The following is a 22,171-nucleotide window of genomic DNA, read 5'->3' on the forward strand; positions in this document are numbered from 1 at the left end:
AATAGTATGTGATAAGAACATTACATATAAGTAGGTGAAGGCAATGTTTCGTTATTTTAAGTTTAAGCTAAATGATACAGTACAGTTTGCAGAAAATGATGGGCATTTGTATCGCATTGTCGGTTATCGGTTAGAAAAAGGGTTTTATCCAAAAGATGAATGGACTCATATCATTTATGAATTGCTTAGAGATTTTGATGGGTATACGATGGATGCGGAAGAAGAGGAACTTGTAAAGGTCATTCAAGTAGAGGATGAGTATTACAAAATACAAGAAGTATCGGGATATCGTTATCCAGTAAAAATGAAGCAAAAACAACAAGTGATGAAAACAGAAAAGATGGATGACTTATTAGATACGTATAACGATTATAAGAGATTGGCGGATTTCTTTAAAGATTTATCGTATGAACAAAAAGCGGAAGAAGTGTTGCAGGAAATGAGAAGGCGTAGAGCGTGAGGGGCAGTCTATTATAAGACTGTCCTCTATTTTTGACGGTGCATCAAAGTGTATTTTCCGTTACAATGAGAGAATCAATAGAAATAAGGTGATACAGTATGGAAACGAAGAAGAAGGGCGAATGGTGCGAAATTACTGTGCCAGCGAAATGGAATGGTATAAGCATTGAGTCGTTATTAAAAATAGAATGGGAAATACCGAAAAAGTTGTTACATCAGCTTCGTATGGAAAAAGGTGTTACTGTTAACGGAGAACAGAGAAGATGGAATGAGCTTTTAAAAGAGGACGAAAAGTTACAAGTTCATATGTTTATGGAGGAAGAATACGGTGTAGAGCCTGAATATGGTGAATTAGATGTAGTATATGAAGACGATCATGTACTCATTGTCAATAAGCCTGAGAAGATGGATACGCACCCTGCTGAAAAAGGCGGGATGGGAACACTTGCAAATCTTGTTGCCTTTCATTTTCAAATGCAAGGTTTAGAGACGAAGGTTCGTCATATTCATCGGTTAGATAAAGATACGACAGGTGGTGTCGTGTTTGCTAAACATAGAATTGCTGGTGCAATTATGGATCGTTTATTAATGGAACGAAAAATTAAAAGAACATATGCGGCTCTTGTAGAAGGGAAAGTGAAAAAGAAGCAAGGAACAATTGACGCGGCTATCGGAAGAGATCGCCATCATGCGACGAGACGACGTGTTTCTCCAAAGGGGGATCAAGCAATCACATATTATAAAGTAGAGAAGTATTTTAAAAAACAAAATGTTACGCTCGTAACGTTACAATTAGAAACTGGTAGAACCCATCAAATTCGTGTTCATATGAGCTATAATGGTAATCCGTTAGTTGGGGATATTTTATATGGTGGAGGAACGAAATATATGTCTAGGCAAGCGTTACATGCGATGAAGATAAACTTTTTACACCCAATTACGAAAGAAGAGATTGAAGTTGATGCACCATTTCCTACAAAATTAAATGACACAATGAAAGAATTTCAAAGAGTGAATGCGTAAAGTGTAAGTTTAAATTTGAGAAAAGTAGATTTTTGCAGGAATTTCTCTAAAAGAAGCGAAGCCGTTAAGAGAAAAGAGAGGTGAGAATCACTTGATCAAATATAAATATATACTAGGAATATTTTTGGCTTGTCTTTTAGTGACTCTATGTCTCTATCCATATTTACCAGAGCATTTGGCGGTACATTGGGATGTAAATGGTCGGCCAAACGAGTTTATGAGTAAACAAGTTGTTATAGCACTTATTCCTTGTCTTATTATTTTCTTACATGGATTGATGTATATTATTTCACATAATATATATAAGTTTAATGAAGACGAGCATGTCATTATAAGTGGATTTCTAAAGACGATTACTTTATTTATGTTGTTTATCCATATGCTCATTCTCTTTATTAATTTTGGAAGCGTGATATCCTTTCAAACAGGACTAACAATAGGGATTAGTATGTTTCTTTTTATGCTTAGTAAGGCGTTTAAAAAAGTTCAGAGTATGGAAAAAGACTCAATCAAATTAACAAAGATCCGTTTAGTGAGTAGACGGATTTTTCAAGTGATGGCATGTAGTATATTGTTTTCATTGTTTTTGAACTTGAAATGGGGATTTTATGTGTTACTTAGTGTAATAAGTGGTGGATCTATTTTGTTTATGTTCTATGCTTTATACTCATACATAATAGAAAGTTATGAAACGTAAAAAAGAGTCTTCTCATTATGAGAAGACTCTTTTAATCTATTTACTTCGTAATAAATTGTTGTGTCCAGTAGTTGCCGCTTTCTACATAGCCAACACCGATGTGAGTGAAGCCGTTATTTAAGATGTTTGCACGGTGTCCAGCACTGTTCATCCAAGCTTGTACTACTTCTTCAGGTGTACGTTGGCCTTGGGCGATGTTTTCACCTGCAGATGTATAAGAAATGCCAAACTTCTTCATCATGTCAAACGGAGACCCGTATGTAGGGCTGTTATGGTCAAAGTAGTTATTTTTTTGCATATCTTCAGATTTAATGCGTGCTACTTTGCTTAATTCAGTGTCGATTTTTAAAGCTGGTAAACCTTGTTTTGCACGCTCAGCGTTTGTTAATTCAACGACACGTTGTTCGAACTCACTTAAAGATTTTGCTTCTTCAGCAGGCTTTGGCTCAGCTGGTTTTTGTTCAGCCGGTTTTTGCGTATTGTTGTTTTCAGCAGGCTTTTGAGCTTCTGGTTTTTGAACTTCTTCAGCAGGCTTTTGCTCAACTGGTTTTTGTTCAGCTGGTTTTTGAGTTTCTGGCTTAGCTGTTGGTTGCTCAGTTACAACATTTTCAGTAGGTTGTTGACCAGGAATAATGCAATTTGGTTGGAAATTTCCTTGTTGCCATTGTGCTAATGACTCAACGCCCATAGATTGTAAGAATGCTTGTAATTCTTGTTGGCTCATTTGCTTCATCATTACTTTAGAATGCTGAATATTTTGAACCTTTATGTTAGATTGTTGTACTGTTGCAGCTTGTGCATCTAAAGAAGATACTCCTAAAGTAAGTGCTGTTGCAGCAGCTACAGATAATAGAACACGTTTTTTCATGATGTTTGCCCCCATATTGTGTATTTTTTATTTATTTTTTTGCCAGCCATCTAACTGACAAATTCATCGTAGCACACAATTTACGAGAAAAAAGATGGAAAAAAATTCATAGACTTAAAATTTACCTAATTTATCCTAAGAAGGGAAAGGGGGAAAAATAAGAGAAACATAGAGTATAAAAGGAATTTTCAACATTTTTATACGTGGTTATAAGAGGGGGTTTTTGGATAAATGTACCTATATTGAAAATGAAGAATCCTATTGTATCAATGGTTTGAGCGTTTTTTTGAGGAATATACTGGATTGATTTTTACAAAACTGTAATGTTTCTGTTGTTCTTTTTTATAATAAAGTAACATATTTTTAATGTTGTAGCGGACAAAAAAGCGGCTATCTCTTTACATAGACGAAGGAGATAGCCGTTTTCCTATTATTACGTATGTTACGAGTTATTACGAGTTGGTTTCAATTGCTTCTAATAATAAATCAACAATGTGAATTCCTCTCATTTTATGAGAAAGACCTTCTCGTTCAATGCCTAATTTCATTTGTAATAAACAACCTGGATTTGCAGTAACAATGGTTGCTGCTTCTGTTTCATGCACACGGTCCATTTTGTAATCTAGAAATTCCATAGATAGTTCTGAATGAACAATGTTATAAATACCAGCAGAACCACAGCAGCGATCCGCATCTTTCATTTCACGGTATATTGCGCCTTGAATTGCTTCTAGTAACATACGAGGTTCTGAAGATGTTCGCATAACATTGCGTAAGTGACAAGAGTCTTGATACGTAATAACTTGCGGCGTGACTCGTAAGTCATTACGTTTATGGAAATCTAGTTCTACTAGAATAGCAGTAATATCTTTAATTTTAGAAACGAACTGCTTTGCACGTTCAGCCCACTGTGGATCATCTTTTAACAGGTAATCGTAGTCTACGAGGTAAGCTCCGCAACCACCAGCATTCGTAATAATATAGTCGATGTTTAAATCTTCGAATGCTTTTATATTGCGTTTTGCTAATTCTTTTGCTCCATTTTTCTCACCAGCATGCCCATGTAATGCCCCACAGCAACTTTGTGTTTTCGGAATAACGATATCACAACCAGCTAACTGAAGCAGTTTCATCGTTGCGTTATTTGTTTCTAAAAACATTGTATCCATTAAACAACCTGTGAAGAATGCAACTTGTTTCTTCTTCGTACTTTCAGCATGTAAAAATTCAGGACGATCTTTCATTGCTTTCATTTTAGGGACCTTAGGCAAAACGAGATCCATTGTTGCAAGTGTTTCAGGGAATAACTTCATAATCCCTGTTTTATGTGTTAGCGTTTGTAAACCAGAACGCTGATAAAAACCAATTAGTCCGGTTAATGTTCTCATTCGATTTTGATGCGGGAATAGTCCTTCAAAAACGACTTTACGAATGGCTTTCACTGGCACTGAGAATTTTTTATTTTGATTTATAATATCACGGGCTTCTTCTAATAAATGGCCATAATTCACACCAGATGGACAAACAGGTTCACAAGCACGGCAGCCGAGGCAAACATTTAATGTGTTTTCAACATCTTCATCTGGCTCAATTAAACCATCAACGACCGCTTTCATTAATGCGATACGTCCTCTTGGTGAATGTGATTCTTTATATCCAGATTGGATGTAAGTAGGGCAAGTTGGTAAGCAGAAACCACATCGCATACAGTTTAGTAGTTCATCTTCACTTAATCGTTCTTTAAATTCTTTTTGAATGTTTTCTTTATTTAATGTTGTCATCGCTCAACCACCACTCTTTTGCGAGTGTCCTTCGCGAACATCTTTCCTGGATTCATAATGTTATTTGGATCGAAGGCGTGTTTAATTCCTTGCATAGCAGCAATACCTTCTTTACCTAATTTCATTTCTAAATACGGAGCTTTCATTGCACCAACACCATGTTCACCAGTGATCGTGCCACCAAGTTCGATTGCTTTCGCAAATATTTCAGCAAAAGCTTGTTCAGCTCGGTGCATTTCTTCTTCGTTACGAGCATCTGTCATACAAGTTGGGTGTAGGTTACCATCGCCAGCATGTCCCAACGTACAAATAGGAATATTATATTTTTTAGCAATGGCATTAATGGCCTCAACCATTGGAGCAATCTGTGATCGTGGTACCGTTGCATCTTCTAATATTGTAGTAGGCTTTAATCTTGCCAGTGCTGACAGTGCACTACGGCGAGCTGTACGAAGCGCATCGGCTTCCGCTTCATCTTTTGCAACGCGAACATCAACTGCATTCATAGAACGACAAACGTTAGCCATTTTTTCAATATCTCGATTCACAACTTCAGGCGGGCCGTCTTGTTCAATTAATAAAATTGCTTTTACATCAGTTGGTAAACCGATTTGTGCGAACTCTTCTACTACTTCAATGGTCGGCTGATCTAAAAATTCAAGTGTCGCTGGAATGATTTTATTTGCAATAATAGAAGAAACAGCACGTGCAGCTTCGTTAATATCTTCATATAGTGCTAGCATCGTTTTCTTCGTTTCAGGCATAGGAACAAGTTTTAATATCGCTTCAGTCACGACGCCAAGTGTTCCTTCAGAACCGATAAATAAACGAGTTAAATCGTAACCAGCTACATCTTTTGCCAATTTACCACCAGTACGAATCACATCACCATTTGGTAAGACAAGTTCAAGACCCATCACATAATCACGTGTTACGCCATATTTTAATCCACGTAATCCACCCGAGTTTTCATTAATGTTACCGCCAATTGTAGAAATTTTCATTGAGCTTGGATCTGGTGGATAAAATAAACCTTTTTCTTCCACCGCTTTAATAATATCAAGGGTAATGACACCAGCTTGTACAGTAATTGTTAAATTTTCTTCATCAATTTCTAAAATGTTATTCATATGGCGGAAGATAAGGACGATACCGCCTTCAAGTGGACATGTCCCTGCACAAAGGTTTGTTCCAGAACCACGAACATATACAGGAATATGATGAGTGTTACATACTTTTAACACTTCAGCTACTTCATTTGTATTACGAGGAGCAATGACTGCATCAGGCATTGCTTGGAAGTTTGGAGTGGCATCATAACTATACGTTAAACGCCCCATATTGGATGTATCCACATTATCTTCGCCAACAATGGATACGAATGAATCAATAATTTGTTTTTCTAACATTGGAAATCCCCCTCAAACTGTTAACGTAATTAGTCATCATAAAAAACGTTGTCACAGTGCTTTCGTTATAATGATAAAAAAGTTGGAGGATTCTTTCTATGTATAATCATCTAAAGATTAATCTATTTTATCATTCTTTTTTGTATGATTATCTAATAAGAGGAGCGAGAAGTATAAAATGTTTAAGTCTTTGAATTGTTTCGGATCAAGTCCTGTATACTCCTCAATTTTTTTTAGTCTGTAATGCAATGTGTTAATGTGGATATGTAATTGCTCCGCTGTTTGTTTATAGGATTGGTTATAATCAATAAATAAACGTAAAGTGTGCATAAGTTCAGGCGATGATAGTAAGTTTTCGATGGTGCGCTTTAGAAACTGTTCCCGCGTTTCAGCAGAAATATCTTGTAAGCACATTTCTAAACGTAAATCTTCATTAAATACAATGTTTTTCGTTTCGAGTGATACGGAAAGAGCTTGTAATGCTTGTTCGTATGATAAGTTCATATTGCTTGGCGTAACGGATTGTCCAATCCCGATATATAAAGGAACAGAAAACAAAGTTTCACAGTCTTGTTTTAATCGTTTTAAAAATTGATATGTTTGCTCTTTGGAGTTTGTGGCTGTAAATAAAATGAATCGATCATTTCCCCAGCGAATAAATAAATGCTCCTTTGTTAATAGATTGCGTACATGTTGCCAAACCTTACGCTGAAGCATCGTGTCATTTCGATCGATAGAGAACAAAATAAGTTGTTTTTTCTTATATAAATCAATACCAAGTGTTTTGGCACGATCGAGAAAGCTTGGAGACCAGTCTGTATTTTGAAGCCAATCAAAGACAAATGCCTCATAAGAACGGTGTTCAAGTTCTAGTTGTTCTAAAAAGTAGTTTTCATGGATGAGTAGTTCGGTCATTTTACGTAATATTTCTCCGTATTGTGAAATATTTTCAGGTTCGCCTGTAATTCCAATGACACCAATTACTTCGTCATGGAATAGTAAAGGGAGATTCATACCTGCCTTTACGCCTTGCAAACGTCGTTCATCCTCTTTTGTAATAATGACAGTTTTCTTTTGTTTTGCGCAGCGGAGTGCGCCCTCATGAAATTGGCCGATTCTTTCTATATCTGTACTTGCGATAATAACGCCTTGTATATTAATGATAATAATATTTTCTTTAATTAGCCTGCGTACTTCTCGTACAATTTTATTCGCTAAATCAGGAAAAAGCATAATTGGCACACCTCAAATTCTATTTGTTGTACATTATATATGTAAATGAAGTAGGAAAGGGAAATTTCACACTTTCCACACATTTATTTGTTATTTTACAATTATAACGAAATCATCCGAAGATGGAGGGGATCTTTTGAGAAAGTATGTTTTTCTTCTCTGTTTTTTATTTCTATTAGTAGGGTGTCAAGGAAGTTCCTATACATCGATTGCTAAAGATAAAAGTGTTATTATAACAACGAATATAAAAGAAGGTAGTATTAGTTTTGTCGATAAACATACTAAAAAGTTAATTACGACATGGGAACTTAACGAACCAATGGCAGGGATTGCACTACTTCCAAATGGTGAGGACATACTTGTATATGGTAAGCAGTTAGAGTACATGTATGTATATTCACTAGCAGAAGGAAGGCAAGTGGGAAAATATAAAACAGGAAAAGGCATTGTAAATGTAGTCGTATCAGAAGATAAAAAGCAATTATTTGCTGCCGATCAAAATGCCCAAAAGGTAAGGTTCTTTACGATTAATGGAAAAGAGACAGGGAATGTTTCGACAGGAAAAGGACCAATAACGATGGTAGAGTACCATAACCAGTTATCTGTATTAAACTTTTATGATACGAAGCTAACGACAATTGATACAAAGAAAAAAGAAGTAATACAATCCTTTATGATTCCACCAGCTTCAACGGGAGCAACAATTAGTCCAGATGGGAAAGAAATATGGATTGGCGGACATGGTGATGGAAATCAGGTAAATGAGAAAGTATTAGTGTATTCTTTGCAGAGCGGAGAAATGGTACGTTCTTTACACGCTCCGTTTATGCCTGTGAATATTACGAAGGATAATAAGTATGTATATGCATTAAGTCACGGTTCGAATACGCTTAGAAAGTTTGATGTTAGCACGTATAAAGAGGTGGCTTCTGTAGAAGTAGGATCAAACCCATTTGCATTTTTGAAGAGCGGAGCAGAAGGATACGTAGCAAGCTATGATAGTGATGAAGTGTGCGTCATGGATATGAAGAATTTGAAAATAAAACAAACAATTAAAGTCGGAAAAGGACCGTTTCAACTCATGGAGAGAGAAGGGAAGGACAATGAGTAAATATAGGGTGCTAGTTGTAGATGATGAAAGTGATATGAGGCAACTTGTTGGAATGTACTTAGATAATTTCGGATACGAGTGGGGAGAAGCTGAAAATGGAAAAGAAGCTCTAAAAAAATTAGAGACAAATCATTATGATTTCGTTGTACTAGATATTATGATGCCAGAGATGGATGGACTTTCAGTTTGTAAAGAAATTAGAAAAACGTCAGATGTACCAATAATATTTTTAACAGCAAAAGGTGAAGAGTGGAATAGGGTGAACGGCTTACGTATGGGAGCAGATGATTATATTGTAAAGCCATTTAGTCCTGGTGAATTAATTGCTCGTATGGAAGCTGTATTAAGGCGTTATACAAAGCAAGAGCAACAAGAGGAATTTCAGTTTGGACCGATCCTTATTAATGAAAAAAGTAGGAAAATTGAGGTGGATGGTGAGCCAATTTCTCTTACAGTAAAAGAGTTTGATTTACTCTATTTTCTTTGCCAACATACGGGACAAGTATTTAGCCGAGAACAATTGCTAGAAAAGGTATGGGGATATGATTATGCCGGAAGTACAAGAACCGTAGATACGCACGTGAAAACGATGCGTTTGAAGCTTGGAGAAAGTGGAAACTACATTCAAACTGTTTGGGGTGTAGGCTATAAATTTGAGGTGTAACGTATGTTTACGATGGTACAGAAGCTTTGGCTGACAGTAGTATGTGCAGTATTTGTAACAGTTTCTTTTCTTTATTTTGTATCTTTATACTCGTACGAAAAACTATACGTTGATAATTTAAAAGATTCATTAGTAATGGAAGGGAAGCGTCTTGCTGCGCAATATGATAAGCGCGAAGGAATATCAATTTTTGAAGAGAAAGTAAGAGCATTTGATCAAATATCTAGTTCAGATGTTCTTTTCGTATCGAACCCACGTGATTTAAGCGCATGTTTACCATTTGATGTGCACCATCATTCTCTTATAAGTGAAGGGGACAGGCAAGCATTATTAGATGGAAAAACTGTGACAAAGATAGGATACGAGGAACATTTTGACCGTAATATTATGGGGGTTGTCATCCCTGTTTTAGAAAATAAAAAATTAGTTGGTATTGTATATTCTTATATTCCTTTAAAAAGTATAAAAGACTTAATATATGATATGGGTCTTATTTTAGCACCGTTAGCACTTGCTATAACTTTACTGACAATATGGATTGGTAGAAAAATTATTATTGCTATTACGAAACCACTTTCGCAAATGGAGCGAGTTGCCAATCATTTGGCTACGGGAGATTTCTCAGAACGAATTACAATTTCTTCTGAAGATGAAATTGGGCGATTAGGAAAAGCATTTAATAAAATGGCAAATTCTTTGGAGACAGAAGATGTAAAGCGTAAGGAGTTTTTAGCTAACGTTTCGCATGAACTAAGAACACCGCTTAGTTATATAAAAGGGTATAGCGAGGCTATTTTAGATGGTGTAGCGAAGGGACCACAGCAGGAAAAAGTAACACAGCTTATTCATAAAGAAGCAGATCGTATGCAGCGTCTCGTTCATGATTTATTAGATTTAGCACAACTAGAAGGGGAACATTTTCCGTTAAAGAAACAACCTATCGTTTTTTCACAACTAATTGAAGATGTGTTAGATACGTATGAGATTAAGTTTATAGAAAAGAAAATTCGTATTTCAACAAATTTAAATCCAGAAATCATTGTAATGATTGATGAGGATCGTATGCAACAAGTGCTTCATAACGTGTTAGATAATGCGATACGGTATACGAATCAAAACGGGGATATTATGATAACGCTCAGGCAGATAGATGATTACTGTGAATTGAACATAAAAGATACGGGAATCGGTATTGATACAGAGCATTTAGAAAACCTTGGCGAGCGTTTTTACCGAGTTGATAAAGCGAGAAGTCGTCAACATGGTGGAACAGGTTTAGGCCTGGCAATTGTAAGACAAATTGTTCATATACATGATGGACAGTGGCGGATTGAAAGTGAAAAAGGGGACGGTACGACGGTTAGTATTAAATTGAAAGTACAGGATGAGGAGAGCATGTTCTAATTTTTAGGGCATGCTCTTTATATGGAAGACAATAATTATACGTAAGATATAAATTAATATGTAATAAATATCGGAATTTTGACGATTTTATGAACAAAACATTTGTACTTCTTACTAATTCGTTCTAAAATAGTTATGATGCAAAGTTCTTATAAATCGTTTCAATTGTTGTTTGGAAGATACTGAGGTGATTTAACTGGAGTACAAATCTATTAAACCGAAAAAGATTTACGAAGAAGTATCTGAAGCTATTTTAACAATGATTAAAAATGGTACGTTAAAACCTGGTGACAAACTACTTCCTGTACATCAATTAGCTGAGCAGTTTCAAGTTGGTAGATCTGCTGTTCGTGAAGCGCTAAGTGCGCTAAGAGCAATGGGCTTAATTGAGATGAAACAAGGAGAAGGTACATATGTGAAGAACTTCGATTCTTCTTCATTAACAAAATCATTAAACAATAGATTATTGATGAAGAAAGAAGATATTTTGAATTTATTAGAAGTACGAAAGGTGCTTGAAGTGGGGGCAGTTCGAGCAGCTGCGGCAAAACGTACGGAAGATAATTTGCAAAATATGAAGCATTGGTTAGATGAAATGGCAAAGAGCGTTGGAGATGAAAAAGCTGGTGAAAAAGCAGATTTTCAGTTCCATATGGGAATTGCAGAGTCTTCGCATAACAACATTTTGCTTGAACTTATGAATCATGTTTCAGAGATGATTGCTGAAACGATTGGTGAATCAAGACGCATTATTTTATATGGTGAACAAACAACATCAGAACGACTTATAGAAGAGCATCAAGTTATATATGATGCAGTGTTAAAGCAAGATGTAGAATTAGCGCAGCAAGCAATGCTAGATCATTTAACAAATGTAGAACATATTGTCACAGGTAGAAACGATATAAATTCTTAATTTAATCTTTTAAAAATCTAATTTTCTGATAAAATAGAGAGAGATTAAGTAAGCGTTTTCTTTAGAAGAGGGAGAGGATAGGCCATGGTTGAGCCTATTTCTTCTCTCCTTAGTCATCTGATGACCATATGTTTGTTGGTGGAGTTGTAAAAAGGGGGAGTAATAATTATGAAAGTTACTTTATTTGTTACTTGTTTAGTCGATATGTTTGAAACAAATGTCGGCAAAGCAACAGTTGAGGTGTTGGAGCGTTTAGGTTGTGAAATTGAATTTCCAGAAGCACAAGTTTGTTGCGGCCAGCCAGCTTATAATAGCGGCCATGTAGAAGCGGCAAAAGAAGCGATGAAACATATGATTGAAACTTTTGAAGATGCAGAATATATCGTTACGCCATCTGGTTCTTGTGCGACAATGTTTCATGAGTATCCGCATGTTTTTAAAGATGATCCGAAGTGGGCTAAACGTGCACAAAAAGTTGCTGATAAAACATATGAATTTACACAATTTATTGTAGACGTTTTAAAGGTTACTGATGTTGGTGCAAGTTTACCAGGGATTGCTACTATTCATAAATCATGTCATATGACACGTATGCTTGGAGTAACAGAGGCACCAGGAATTTTATTATCTAATGTAAAAGGGTTAACAGTGAGAGAGTTACCAAATGTGCAAAATTGTTGCGGGTTTGGGGGAACGTTTTCAGTGAAGATGACTCCAATTTCTGAGCAAATGGTAGATGAAAAGGTAGATAGTGCAATGGAAACAGGCGCTGATTATTTAATCGGTGCAGATTGTGGGTGTTTGTTAAACATTGGCGGACGTATTGAGCGTTTAGGAAAAGAAATAAAAGTCATGCATATTGCTGAGGTACTGAATAGTCGCTCATGAAGGGGGAACATAAGCTATGTCTATGAAAATCAGTGAGAAAAAATTTAATGATCGCGTTGGCGATGGAATTCAAGATTCGTTTATGCGCGGAGCAGTATCTTCTGCACAAACACGCTTATATACGAATCGTTTAAAAGCAGCAGATGAATTAGGAAACTGGGAAGAATGGCGTGAACTCGGTGAAGAAATTCGTCAACATACGTTAGAAAATCTTGATTATTACTTAATGCAGTTAAGTGAAAATGTATCAAAAAGAGGCGGACATGTGTACTTTGCGAAAACGAAAGAGGAAGCAGCAAAGTATATTCAAGACGTTGCAAAAAAGAAGCAGGCAAAAAAGGTAGTAAAATCAAAGTCAATGGTAACAGAAGAAATTAGTATGAACCATGCGCTTGAAGAAATCGGTTGTGAAGTGTTAGAAAGTGATCTAGGAGAGTATATTTTGCAAGTAGATAACGATCCACCTTCACATATTATTGCGCCTGCTCTTCATAAAAATAGAACGCAAATTCGTGATGTATTTAAAGAAAAGCTTGGCTATGAAAATTCTGATGATCCATACGAAATGACAAAGTTTGTTCGTAAACAACTTCGTGAAAAATTTATGGATGCAGAAATTGGTGTGACAGGTTGTAACTTCGCTGTTGCAAATACTGGCTCTCTTTGTTTAGTAACAAATGAAGGTAATGCTGACCTTGTTATGTCGATTCCAAAAACACAAATTGCGGTTATGGGTATGGAACGTATGGTTCCGACAATGGAAGAATTAGATGTTTTAGTTGGTTTACTATGTCGTAGTGCAGTAGGTCAAAAGTTAACAAGTTATGTAACGGTAGCGGGACCAATTCAAGAAGAGGAAGTAGATGGCCCAGAAGAATTCCACTTAGTTGTGGTTGATAATGGTCGTTCTCAAATTCTTGGATCTGAATTCCGTCAAGTGTTGCAATGTATTCGTTGTGCTGCTTGTGTGAACGTATGCCCTGTATATCGACATGTTGGTGGACATTCATATGGCTCTATATACTCAGGACCAATTGGGGCGGTATTAACACCACTTTTAGGTGGATATGATGATTACAAAGAGCTTCCTTATGCTTCTAGTTTATGCGGAGCGTGTACAGAAGCTTGTCCAGTAAAAATTCCATTGCATGATTTATTATTAAAACATCGTCAAGTTATCGTTGAGCAAGAAGGGCGTGCTCCACTTGCAGAAAAATTAGCAATGAAAATGTTTAGTATGGGTGCATCTTCAGCAGCTTTATATAAAATGGGATCAAAGATGGCGCCAGCAGCAATGAGTCCATTTACATCTGGTAACCGTGTATCAAAAGGTGTTGGGCCACTTAAAAACTGGACAGATATTCGTGAATTCCCGGCTCCAAGTAAAGAACGATTCCGTGATTGGTATAAAGATCATAAGAAAGGCGGGGACAAATAATGACAGGATTAATTCAAAACCGTGAGTCCTTTCTAGAGAATATTGCAAAAGAACTTGGACGCGCGCGTAAAACGGATGGTGTAAAACGTCCAGTATGGAAAAATAATGTGAATAAAGAAACGTTAAAAAATTATTCACAAGAAGAATTGTTAGAAGTATTTAAAAATCAATGTACAAACATTCATACAACTGTTGTGGAAACGACAAACGACCGTTTACGTGAAGATATTCAAAAAGTAATCGTTGAAAACGGCGGGGGACCTATTATGTTATCGGCAGATGAACGTTTTGATTCTTATGGATTGACTTCTTTATTTAAAGAAGAACTTCCAAAGCAAAATGTTGAAGTGAACGTATGGGATTCTGAGAAAAAAGAAGAGAATATGCGTATCGCGGAAAGAGCGAATATTGGAATTGTATTTAGTGATTATACTTTAGCTGAATCTGGTACGATCGTTGTACAAAGTCATAAAGGCCAAGGTCGTTCTTTACACTTTTTACCGACTGTATACTTTGCTATTATTCCACGTGAAACACTTGTACCTCGTATTACACAAGCAGTTGAGGATATGAACAAGCGTGTAGAAAATGGCGAGACAGTGGCATCTTGTATTAACTTTATTACAGGACCTAGTAACTCGGCAGATATAGAAATGAATCTTGTTGTCGGAGTACATGGACCATTAAAAGCAGTATATTTCATCGTATAAAATAGGGGAAAGCAGGCCAGAAAATGGCCTGCTTTTTTAATAGAATAGAGATAATATGAAGTAGAAGTTCTCTCCTTTTTTTGCTATGTTCTTCTGGAAAGGAGAGGAAGGGATGTTCACTTATGTATATGCATTGTTAGCGGGGATGGTGTTTGGTTCTTTTTTTATGGTAATTGCGATGAGAGTTCCGCTAGGGGAGTCTATCATAACCCCGCGTTCATATTGTCATTATTGTAAGTATGTGCTAAAGCCAAAAGAATTGATTCCAATCATTTCTTTTTGTATGCAAAGAGGGCGTTGTACGAATTGTAAGAGGAAAATTTCAATTTTGTACGTAGTATTTGAACTTATAACTGGAATGATATGTCTTCTAACTGTATATATGATTGGGGTGGAACGAGAGCTTATTATCGTTTTATCACTTTTTTCGTTACTTCTTATTATTTCAGTTACAGATTACATATATATGTTAATTCCAAATCGTATTTTAGCTTGGTTTGCTTGTTTACTCATTTTAGAATGTGTTTTTATACCGTTAGTTACTTGGATAGATAGTATAGTTGGTAGTTGCGTTATATTCATTTTGTTATACTGCATGCAAAAGATATATCCAGAAGGGCTTGGGGGAGGGGATATAAAATTACTTTCGTTACTTGGATTTATAGTGGGACTGAAAGGGATTTTTATCGTTTTATTTTTAGCATCTTGTTTTAGTCTTTGTTTCTTTGGAGCTGGTCTCGTATTAAAACGTATGAAAATGAGGACTCAAATACCGTTTGGTCCTTTTATTAGTCTTGGGGCAATATGTTACATGTTGGTCACGTATGCAAAATAGAGAGGGGATAGAAAATGAATGTATATATGGATGATCAAAGAAGTTGTCCGTACGGTTACGTGCTCGCAACTACAGTAGAATGTGCTTTGCAAATGGTACGAGATTATGAGGTGAATGTTCTTTCCCTTGATTTCAATATGGGATGGGGAGAAAAAAGTGGATTAGATTTTGTAGAGACTTTTTGTAAAGAGGGTCTATATGTAAATGAAATACACTTTCATACGAATGATGTTATCGGTATGCATAAGATGAAACAGAGAATGAATAAGGGAAAGGAAGAGGGAGAGATTAACCCTAATCTTGTTGTTAAATATGTGGGGAGCTAAAAACTCCAAAGTAAAACTTTGGAGTTTTTAATGTTTCATATGTGCTTGCAACGGAATGATTTCTTCTTGTTGAGCTGCTCCTAATTCAGTTTCTTCTTGTTTCACGTCAGGTACTTTCTTTGTTAAGTAATGGTATACCATACCGACAAATATAGACCCGCCAATAATGTTACCAATTGTAACTGGAATTAAGTTATGAATAGCACCTGCAAAAGAAATTGTCTCCGGATGCGGTGAAACTAAAGATAAAGCAAACAGCGATAAGTTTGCGATGCTATGCTCGTAACCAGATAAGAAGAATGTGAAAACGAGCATCATCATCATCATAATTTTTGCTGGATCACCTTTAACTTGAGAAGGTAAGAAACAAGCAAGACATACAAGCCAGTTACATAAAATTGCTTTAAAGAATAGTTGCATTGTAGGTGTATTCATTTTTCCCTCAACGACTTTATTCATGAAATGACCGTGATCAATTGTTTCGAAAATTCCAGTGGCATAAAATAGTAAGGCAAAGAATAAAGCGCCAGCTAAATTGCCTGCATAACAAGTAACCCAGTTACGAAGTGTATCAGATATTGTTGTTTCTTTTCTTAATGTTGCTACAGTGAAGTACATTGTGTTTCCAGTAAACAATTCAGCACCACCATATATAATAAGTACGAGGGCAATTCCGAAAAACATAGAAGCAGCTAAATAAGTTGCTGGTGAATCTGCAATGTGAAAAAAGTTACCTAATTTAAAACATAGTACAATAATAAAACCGATATAAATACCCGCAAGTGCGGCACGAATGAAATATTGCATCGGGTTTGTATCTAACATTTGTTTTTTGCTCTTAGCCAGTTTGACAACATAATCTAATCCTTGTTCTAGCATGAGTAATACGCTCCTTTAGTACATCATCTATAAAGTGAAACTTTAATCAGTGGGGGTTTTCTTCATCTCCCACTGATTATCAGCCCTCACCAATCGGGCTTTTATGGGCAGTTGATCCCCACCTAACTTCTTTGTTTTCGCTGAATTTTGAGGTGGGGGTCTTACTGCCCATTAAAGCGGGATAAATACTCCTTATATGAATAAAGTACATCGATTCTGTCTTAGTTTCAATAAGTTTGTGCAATGTTTCACAAAAAGGACATACATATATTAAGAAAACGTTTACAAAAAATAGTATAATAGAATTTTTTCTGGACATTGAGTGGGGGAAGGGTAAAAAGAAAAAGCGCTGTAATTACAGCGCTTTTTCGTCTAAATTCTTTTCTACTTTTGTTTCTACTTCTTTTGAGAAGAACCAACCACCAGCTGCGATTCCAACTAATACAATCCAGAATGTAAGCTTCCATGGTGTAGATTCTGGGAATGAATGCGGAATTACATTTAATGCAGGATGTGCTAACGTATAAACTGCTAGTTTCACACCAACCCAACCTACAATTAAGAATGCCGCAGTTTCAAGTCCTGGTTTACGTTTTAAAATTTGTACGAAAGCAGTTGCTGCAAATCGCATAATGATTAATCCGATAAGTCCACCTACAAAGATAACAACGAATTGCCCAGTATCAAGACTACCAATTGTACCTAATCCTGTTTTTGGTAAAGTCATTGCTAATGCAACAGCAGCTAAAATAGAATCAACTGCGAAGGCGATATCTGCAACTTCAACTTTAAATACAGTCCACCAAAAGTTCTCTTGTTTTTTCTTTGCTTCTTTTTCTTCTGTTTCTTCATCTGTATTCTTTTTAACATACGTTTTAAATAAGTGATTACCAGCGATAAACATAAGGTAAATGGCACCGATTGCTTGCACTTGCCATACGTCCACTAGGAACGAAATCATAAATAACGATCCGAAACGGAAAACAAATGCCCCTGCTAATCCATAAAATAGTGCTTTCTTTCTTTTTTCTTCTGGTAAATGTTTTACCATAATTGCAAGAACAAGAGCGTTGTCAGCCGCTAAAATCCCCTCTAGTGCAATTAGGATGAGTAATACCCAACCATACTCCAATAATAATGATACATCCATGTACATTCTCCTCTCATTTCTATAAGTACTAAATAAGTGAAGAATTCCCCACTATTTAGTTTCCCCATACTCCTGCCTATTAACTTTAGAAGAATTTGGAAATGGATGCAAAAAAGACCTCTGCCGTTAATAGGCAAAGGTCTTGCTAGACATATGTAATGAAAATGCCAACAAAGCCGGAAGAACTAAGTTCTACGTAATGACGACTTTGTTTCCAAGAAATATTCTTGGACGCTACTCCCCTTTGGAGATATGCTATTGTACTCTCATTATATGGATAATTTATACGGTTGTCAACCTGTTAAAATGTCTTCATTCGGATATTTTATTTTCCGGTTCTTTTTACGTGCAAATGAAAAAGCTAATGTTAAAGGCCCCATCTTCCCAAAAAACATCATAAAGATAATAATAGCTTTTCCAATCATCGTTAAGTGTGGTGTGAAATTCATACTGAGACCGACAGTCCCAAATGCTGAAAATACTTCGAAAGCACTCATCAATAGAGGAACTCGCTCAGTAATGCTTAAAATTAAAATAGCAAAAAAAATAAATGAAATAGAAATAATAGCGATGGTCAATGATTTGACAATGAGAGTATCTTTAATGGATTTTTTAAACACGACAATATCGTCTTGTTCTTGTAAAAATTTAAATACCCCAAAAAACATGATTAAAAAGGTTGTTAATTTAATCCCACCGCCAGTTGAAGCACTACCGGCTCCGATAAACATTAGAAGCATCATTAATAAAAGGGAAGGCTTTGATAATGCGGAAATATCAACTGTATTAAACCCGGCAGTACGCGTTGAAATAGCTTGGAAATAAGCAGCCATGCCTTCTTCAAATGGGGTAAAGCCTCTCATAGAAAGAGAATTGTGAAACTCGAATATAAAAATAAAAACAGTCGCAATAATATTGATGATTAGAGTAGAAGAGAGCATAAGTTTTGAGTGTAATGTAAGGTTTTTAAAATTTTTCTTTCTTTTTATATCTACGATTACTGTAAAACCAATCCCACCTAAAATAATGAGGGAGGAAATGACGAGATTGACAAGAATGCTGTGAGAGTGGGACATTAAATTATCGCTCCAAACAGAAAAACCTGCATTGTTAAAAGCAGAGATGGAATGAAAAAAGCTATAATAGATCCCTTTAGCAATCCCATATTTCGGTACCCATTCAAAAGAAAGAATGAAAGCAGCGATACATTCGACTGTAAAAGAGAATAAAAATAATGCTTTGGCAAGACGAATGACACCGCCTATATTCGTTTGATTTAATGCTTGTTGTAGTAAAATTCGGTTTTGAAGGCCAATTTTTCTGCCAAGCATAATCGCAATTAAAACAGCAAAGCTCATAATGCCAAGTCCGCCCACTTGTATAAGTGTTAAAATGACACATTGGCCAAATAAGGTAAATACTTTCCCAGTGTCCACAACACCAAGCCCTGTAACCGTACAAGCAGAAACGGTTGTAAATAAAGCATCGAGCCATGAAATAGACGTCGTTGTAGCAATTGGCAATTTTAATAAGCATGTACCGATAATTGATAACATAATAAAAGACAAAGTAAGAACACGGGGAGGACTCATGTGAATGTTAATCCGTTTCATGTTACATATCGTTCCTTTCAGTTTGCTTTTACTAGTATGTGAAAAAGCACCATTATGTATGTTAAAAATAGAAAGAGGCAGAGAATATCTGCCTCTAAGCCATATGTTATATTGTTATCCACGTAATTGTTGTTGAGCTAAAGAAACAAGACGTTTTGTTACTTCACCGCCAACTGATCCGTTAGAACGTGATGCAGTATTAGACCCTAAGCTTACGCCGAATTCTTGTGCAATTTCATATTTAAATTGATCAAGTGCTTGTTCAGCACCTGGAACTAGTAATTTGTTTGTTTTTGCCATGATGATACACATCCTTATGAGTAATCCAGTTCAGCTAAGTATGTATCTGAACTGGTACCGTTATTTTATGTGGAACCGGCGTGCTCATACGCGGAAGTAATCGGTGTGATTAGAAGTTATTGGATAGAAAAAAGAGTAGCAATTTTTGCTACTCTTTTTTTAGTATTGTCGCTGTACCTTCCACGACAATATCATCCGATTGATTATATATATTTGTTTGTAACGTAATGATTTTTTTATCGTCACGTTTTTTGATGACCTCTGCCACAACGCGAAGTGTATCGCCGATTTTGACAGGAGCGCGGAATGAAACGTTTTGAGATAAATAAATCGTATTTTTACCCGGGAGTTTCGTTCCAAGGATGGTAGAAATAAAACTTGAAACGAGCATACCATGAGCAATACGTTCTTTAAACATTGTCGTTTTTGCAAAAGAATCTAAAATATGAATAGGATTCACATCTCCAGTCAATTTTGCAAAATTGATAACGTCCTCATCCGTAATCGTTTTTGTAAGTGATGCTTGATCACCGACTTGAATCTCATCATAACGAAGCTCCGGGACGGTTTGTGCTTCTTGAAATGGATTCATTTTGTCCTCCTTCTTTTCCATATCGAAAAATGCTAGCCATCTTGATGTAGTAGGAGGAAGAAAGAGTTTTGTTTGTGCTGCAGTTAGCTCCCACATTTTTCTTACTTGATGGAAGTAAATAGATTTTTTGAGTTTTCCTCGAACTTTTTTGCGAGTTCCAACTGTTTTGTCTTGAAATCTTCCAAAAAACCTTCTAACTGTTTTTGAGCCTCTTCACGTTGTAATTGTTGTTGTTCAATAAATTGCTTCGTTGTTTCTTCAAATTGACCGCTTGTTTGAGTAAGGATAGACAAAGATGTTTTTGTAGGAGAAACAGTTAGCTGTTGCATATGAGCAGAAAGTTCTTTCCACTTGTCTTGCCACTCATTAATTTGATCATTTAAGGAGTTTCCTGTTAATTGCTTCACGTAATCTGTATATTGATTATTGAATTGAGTAGTGAATTGTTGCAGTTCTTTTTCCAGTTCATCTACTCCTGATGTTAATTTATGCAAAGCGTCTTGTTGTTGTTTTAATGTTTCTAAAGTAAGTTGCTCTAATTGTTTCCCAGCTGAAGAGAAAAGGGAAAGAGATTGAGACCAGTTTTTCCAAAATGCATCGACCAATTCGTATGGTTTAGTTTCCATTGTTTGACCCCCAAATGTTTTTTTGCATATTGTGAACGCAGATTACTCTGCTGTACCACCAGGTGAAGATGAAGAATCCTTTTCATCCTTTTCTGGAGAAGTGGCAAATGGAAAGAATGCGTTCGTATATAACGTGAAAAACGTTCGCAGCATATTTTGGTAATGCTCAAAAGAAGTTGCACATGTTGCTAAATATTTCTCTCCATATTCAGTTAAAGAATAAATTCTTTTTGCTGGCCCTCCTTCGCTTGTATCCCAAGTAGAAGAAATAAGGTTTTCTTTTTCTAATTTGCGTAGTGTTCTATAGACATTACCTTGGTCAACAGAAGAAAAGCCGATATCCATTAGCATTTGAATAAGTTTGTAACCATGAAGACTCCAGTCTTTTAGACATAGAAGTAAGAAGGGAACTAAGAAGTTTTTTGGCATGGAGTTTGGTTGTTTTGTTTGGTTGTTCTCCAAACTTTCGCGTTGTTCTGGTTCATTATGTAGCATGATTGTGCATCACCTCATGAATCAGTTAGATGGAATTTTTTGCTTATAAGTGCAATTTACACCTATCTGTTTTTAAAGTCAATACATTTGTTAGAAAATAGAAAAAAATAAAATATAGACTTGAAGTTTTATTCAGAATATTAGAAAATAATGAATAGGTTGAATTGTTTCAAAAACGAAAAAGGGAGTGTAGGTAAAGTGATTGATCAAAAATTCGATCCACTACAAGCATGGAAAAATGCTTATGAACAAACCGAAACATTTTGGGGAAAAGCGCTCAATGAAACAATTAAAACAGAAGAATATTCTGCTTGGATGGGCAGCGTTCTAGATTTGAATTTGTTTTATCAAAAAGCATTAAATGATACGACAAAAAATTATTTAGAGCAGGTGAATGTGCCTACGAAAGAGGATATCGCTAGAGTGGCTACGCTTGTTATTAACTTAGAAAATAAAGTGGATAACATTGAGGAGTTTCTAGAAGATAAGGTAGAGTCAGTAGGACAAGCTCCTACATTAAAGCGCGATGTTACGAAAGTAAAACAAGATATTCGCACATTAGAAACGAAAGTTGATCAAATTTTAGAATTGCTAGAAAAGCAAAATGCAGTACTAGCAAAACTACAAGAACCTGTAAAAGAAGAAGTAAAACCTACGAATAAGCCAGAAAATAAAAAGTGATAATAGCGCTTGTTTATAACATATGAAAGAGAAAGGGAGAATCTCTTTTCTATGTATAAACAGCGAAACATAA

General features: G+C 35.9%; 24 protein-coding genes and 1 riboswitch. Of the genes, 13 read left to right on the forward strand and 11 right to left on the reverse strand.

The window, feature by feature from the left end:
• Positions 1-43: 43 nt before the first annotated feature.
• The 3 genes from MKY00_RS07035 to MKY00_RS07045 all read left to right on the forward strand — a co-directional run bounded on the left by MKY00_RS07035 (position 44) and on the right by MKY00_RS07045 (position 2,179).
• Positions 44-460 (forward strand): hypothetical protein, encoded by a 417-nt coding sequence (locus tag MKY00_RS07035; RefSeq protein WP_000490288.1) that lies wholly within the window; start codon positions 44-46, stop codon positions 458-460.
• 98 nt (positions 461-558) lie between these two features.
• The gene (locus tag MKY00_RS07040) at positions 559-1,482 is read left to right on the forward strand and encodes an RluA family pseudouridine synthase (RefSeq protein WP_016716930.1); all 924 of its coding nucleotides are present in this window, start codon (positions 559-561) and stop codon (positions 1,480-1,482) included.
• Positions 1,483-1,573: 91 nt separating this feature from the next.
• Entirely contained in the window at positions 1,574-2,179 is a 606-nt protein-coding gene (locus MKY00_RS07045; RefSeq protein ID WP_016716931.1) for a DUF1648 domain-containing protein, read from the forward strand.
• Between the two features lie 40 nt (positions 2,180-2,219).
• Here MKY00_RS07045 and MKY00_RS07050 read toward each other — a convergent pair whose 3' ends face one another.
• From MKY00_RS07050 to MKY00_RS07065, 4 genes are all read right to left on the reverse strand, one after another.
• Positions 2,220-3,047, reverse strand: coding sequence for a CAP domain-containing protein (locus tag MKY00_RS07050; RefSeq protein WP_016716932.1), 828 nt, complete (start codon positions 3,045-3,047; stop codon positions 2,220-2,222).
• A 452-nt stretch (positions 3,048-3,499) separates the two neighbouring features.
• Positions 3,500-4,828: a (Fe-S)-binding protein gene (locus tag MKY00_RS07055; protein ID WP_016716933.1), complete on the reverse strand. Its 1,329-nt coding sequence runs from the start codon at positions 4,826-4,828 to the stop codon at positions 3,500-3,502.
• A complete protein-coding gene (gene glcD, locus MKY00_RS07060) occupies positions 4,825-6,237 on the reverse strand; it encodes a glycolate oxidase subunit GlcD (RefSeq protein WP_016716934.1) in 1,413 nt (470 codons plus the stop codon). The genes MKY00_RS07055 and glcD overlap by 4 nt, the downstream gene beginning before the upstream one ends.
• A gap of 117 nt (positions 6,238-6,354) precedes the next feature.
• Positions 6,355-7,470, reverse strand: coding sequence for a CdaR family transcriptional regulator (locus tag MKY00_RS07065; RefSeq protein WP_016716935.1), 1,116 nt, complete (start codon positions 7,468-7,470; stop codon positions 6,355-6,357).
• 136 nt (positions 7,471-7,606) lie between these two features.
• On the opposite strand from MKY00_RS07065, the gene MKY00_RS07070 reads away from it, so the two are divergent.
• The 9 genes from MKY00_RS07070 to MKY00_RS07110 all read left to right on the forward strand — a co-directional run bounded on the left by MKY00_RS07070 (position 7,607) and on the right by MKY00_RS07110 (position 15,762).
• The gene (locus MKY00_RS07070; RefSeq protein ID WP_016716936.1) at positions 7,607-8,581 is read left to right on the forward strand and encodes a YncE family protein; all 975 of its coding nucleotides are present in this window, start codon (positions 7,607-7,609) and stop codon (positions 8,579-8,581) included.
• Complete coding sequence (locus MKY00_RS07075) at positions 8,574-9,245, forward strand: response regulator transcription factor (protein ID WP_000049881.1); 672 nt, start codon at positions 8,574-8,576, stop codon at positions 9,243-9,245. The genes MKY00_RS07070 and MKY00_RS07075 overlap by 8 nt, the downstream gene beginning before the upstream one ends.
• 3 nt (positions 9,246-9,248) lie before the next feature.
• Positions 9,249-10,649 carry a sensor histidine kinase gene (locus MKY00_RS07080; protein ID WP_016716937.1) on the forward strand — a complete coding sequence of 467 codons (1,401 nt, stop codon included), beginning with the start codon at positions 9,249-9,251 and terminating at the stop codon, positions 10,647-10,649.
• 226 nt (positions 10,650-10,875) lie between these two features.
• Positions 10,876-11,565: a FadR/GntR family transcriptional regulator gene (locus tag MKY00_RS07085; RefSeq protein ID WP_254912616.1), complete on the forward strand. Its 690-nt coding sequence runs from the start codon at positions 10,876-10,878 to the stop codon at positions 11,563-11,565.
• A 168-nt stretch (positions 11,566-11,733) separates the two neighbouring features.
• Positions 11,734-12,453, forward strand: a complete 720-nt coding sequence (locus MKY00_RS07090; protein ID WP_000869149.1) for a (Fe-S)-binding protein — start codon at positions 11,734-11,736, stop codon at positions 12,451-12,453.
• Positions 12,454-12,469: 16 nt separating this feature from the next.
• Entirely contained in the window at positions 12,470-13,891 is a 1,422-nt protein-coding gene (locus MKY00_RS07095; protein WP_000061914.1) for a LutB/LldF family L-lactate oxidation iron-sulfur protein, read from the forward strand.
• The gene (locus MKY00_RS07100) at positions 13,891-14,601 is read left to right on the forward strand and encodes a LutC/YkgG family protein (RefSeq protein WP_016716938.1); all 711 of its coding nucleotides are present in this window, start codon (positions 13,891-13,893) and stop codon (positions 14,599-14,601) included. Before MKY00_RS07095 ends, MKY00_RS07100 begins: the two co-directional genes overlap by 1 nt.
• A 112-nt stretch (positions 14,602-14,713) precedes the next feature.
• Entirely contained in the window at positions 14,714-15,436 is a 723-nt protein-coding gene (locus MKY00_RS07105) for a prepilin peptidase (protein ID WP_020465262.1), read from the forward strand.
• A 14-nt stretch (positions 15,437-15,450) separates the two neighbouring features.
• Complete coding sequence (locus MKY00_RS07110; protein WP_016716940.1) at positions 15,451-15,762, forward strand: cyclic-phosphate processing receiver domain-containing protein; 312 nt, start codon at positions 15,451-15,453, stop codon at positions 15,760-15,762.
• A 27-nt stretch (positions 15,763-15,789) separates the two neighbouring features.
• Here MKY00_RS07110 and MKY00_RS07115 read toward each other — a convergent pair whose 3' ends face one another.
• From MKY00_RS07115 to phaQ, 7 genes are all read right to left on the reverse strand, one after another.
• Positions 15,790-16,641, reverse strand: coding sequence for a formate/nitrite transporter family protein (locus MKY00_RS07115; protein WP_016716941.1), 852 nt, complete (start codon positions 16,639-16,641; stop codon positions 15,790-15,792).
• A 355-nt stretch (positions 16,642-16,996) separates the two neighbouring features.
• Positions 16,997-17,791 carry a TerC family protein gene (locus MKY00_RS07120; protein WP_000383322.1) on the reverse strand — a complete coding sequence of 265 codons (795 nt, stop codon included), beginning with the start codon at positions 17,789-17,791 and terminating at the stop codon, positions 16,997-16,999.
• A gap of 89 nt (positions 17,792-17,880) precedes the next feature.
• A riboswitch (yybP-ykoY riboswitch) is annotated at positions 17,881-18,046 on the reverse strand.
• Positions 18,047-18,084: 38 nt separating this feature from the next.
• Positions 18,085-19,404 carry a TrkH family potassium uptake protein gene (locus MKY00_RS07125; protein WP_000822320.1) on the reverse strand — a complete coding sequence of 440 codons (1,320 nt, stop codon included), beginning with the start codon at positions 19,402-19,404 and terminating at the stop codon, positions 18,085-18,087.
• A 114-nt stretch (positions 19,405-19,518) separates the two neighbouring features.
• Entirely contained in the window at positions 19,519-19,704 is a 186-nt protein-coding gene (locus MKY00_RS07130; protein ID WP_001140707.1) for an alpha/beta-type small acid-soluble spore protein, read from the reverse strand.
• Positions 19,705-19,852: 148 nt separating this feature from the next.
• The gene (locus tag MKY00_RS07135) at positions 19,853-20,296 is read right to left on the reverse strand and encodes a MaoC family dehydratase (protein WP_001067916.1); all 444 of its coding nucleotides are present in this window, start codon (positions 20,294-20,296) and stop codon (positions 19,853-19,855) included.
• 101 nt (positions 20,297-20,397) lie between these two features.
• Positions 20,398-20,922, reverse strand: a complete 525-nt coding sequence (gene phaP, locus MKY00_RS07140) for a polyhydroxyalkanoic acid inclusion protein PhaP (RefSeq protein WP_000448589.1) — start codon at positions 20,920-20,922, stop codon at positions 20,398-20,400.
• Between the two features lie 42 nt (positions 20,923-20,964).
• Positions 20,965-21,417 carry a poly-beta-hydroxybutyrate-responsive repressor gene (gene phaQ, locus MKY00_RS07145; RefSeq protein ID WP_016716942.1) on the reverse strand — a complete coding sequence of 151 codons (453 nt, stop codon included), beginning with the start codon at positions 21,415-21,417 and terminating at the stop codon, positions 20,965-20,967.
• 198 nt (positions 21,418-21,615) lie between these two features.
• Here phaQ and phaR point away from each other — a divergent pair, with 198 nt between their 5' ends.
• Positions 21,616-22,098 (forward strand): polyhydroxyalkanoic acid synthase subunit PhaR, encoded by a 483-nt coding sequence (gene phaR, locus MKY00_RS07150; RefSeq protein ID WP_000566940.1) that lies wholly within the window; start codon positions 21,616-21,618, stop codon positions 22,096-22,098.
• Positions 22,099-22,171: the final 73 nt, after the last annotated feature.

It is taken from the genome of Bacillus sp. FSL R9-9834 (assembly GCF_038006905.1).
GTDB lineage: Bacteria > Bacillota > Bacilli > Bacillales > Bacillaceae_G > Bacillus_A > Bacillus_A pacificus.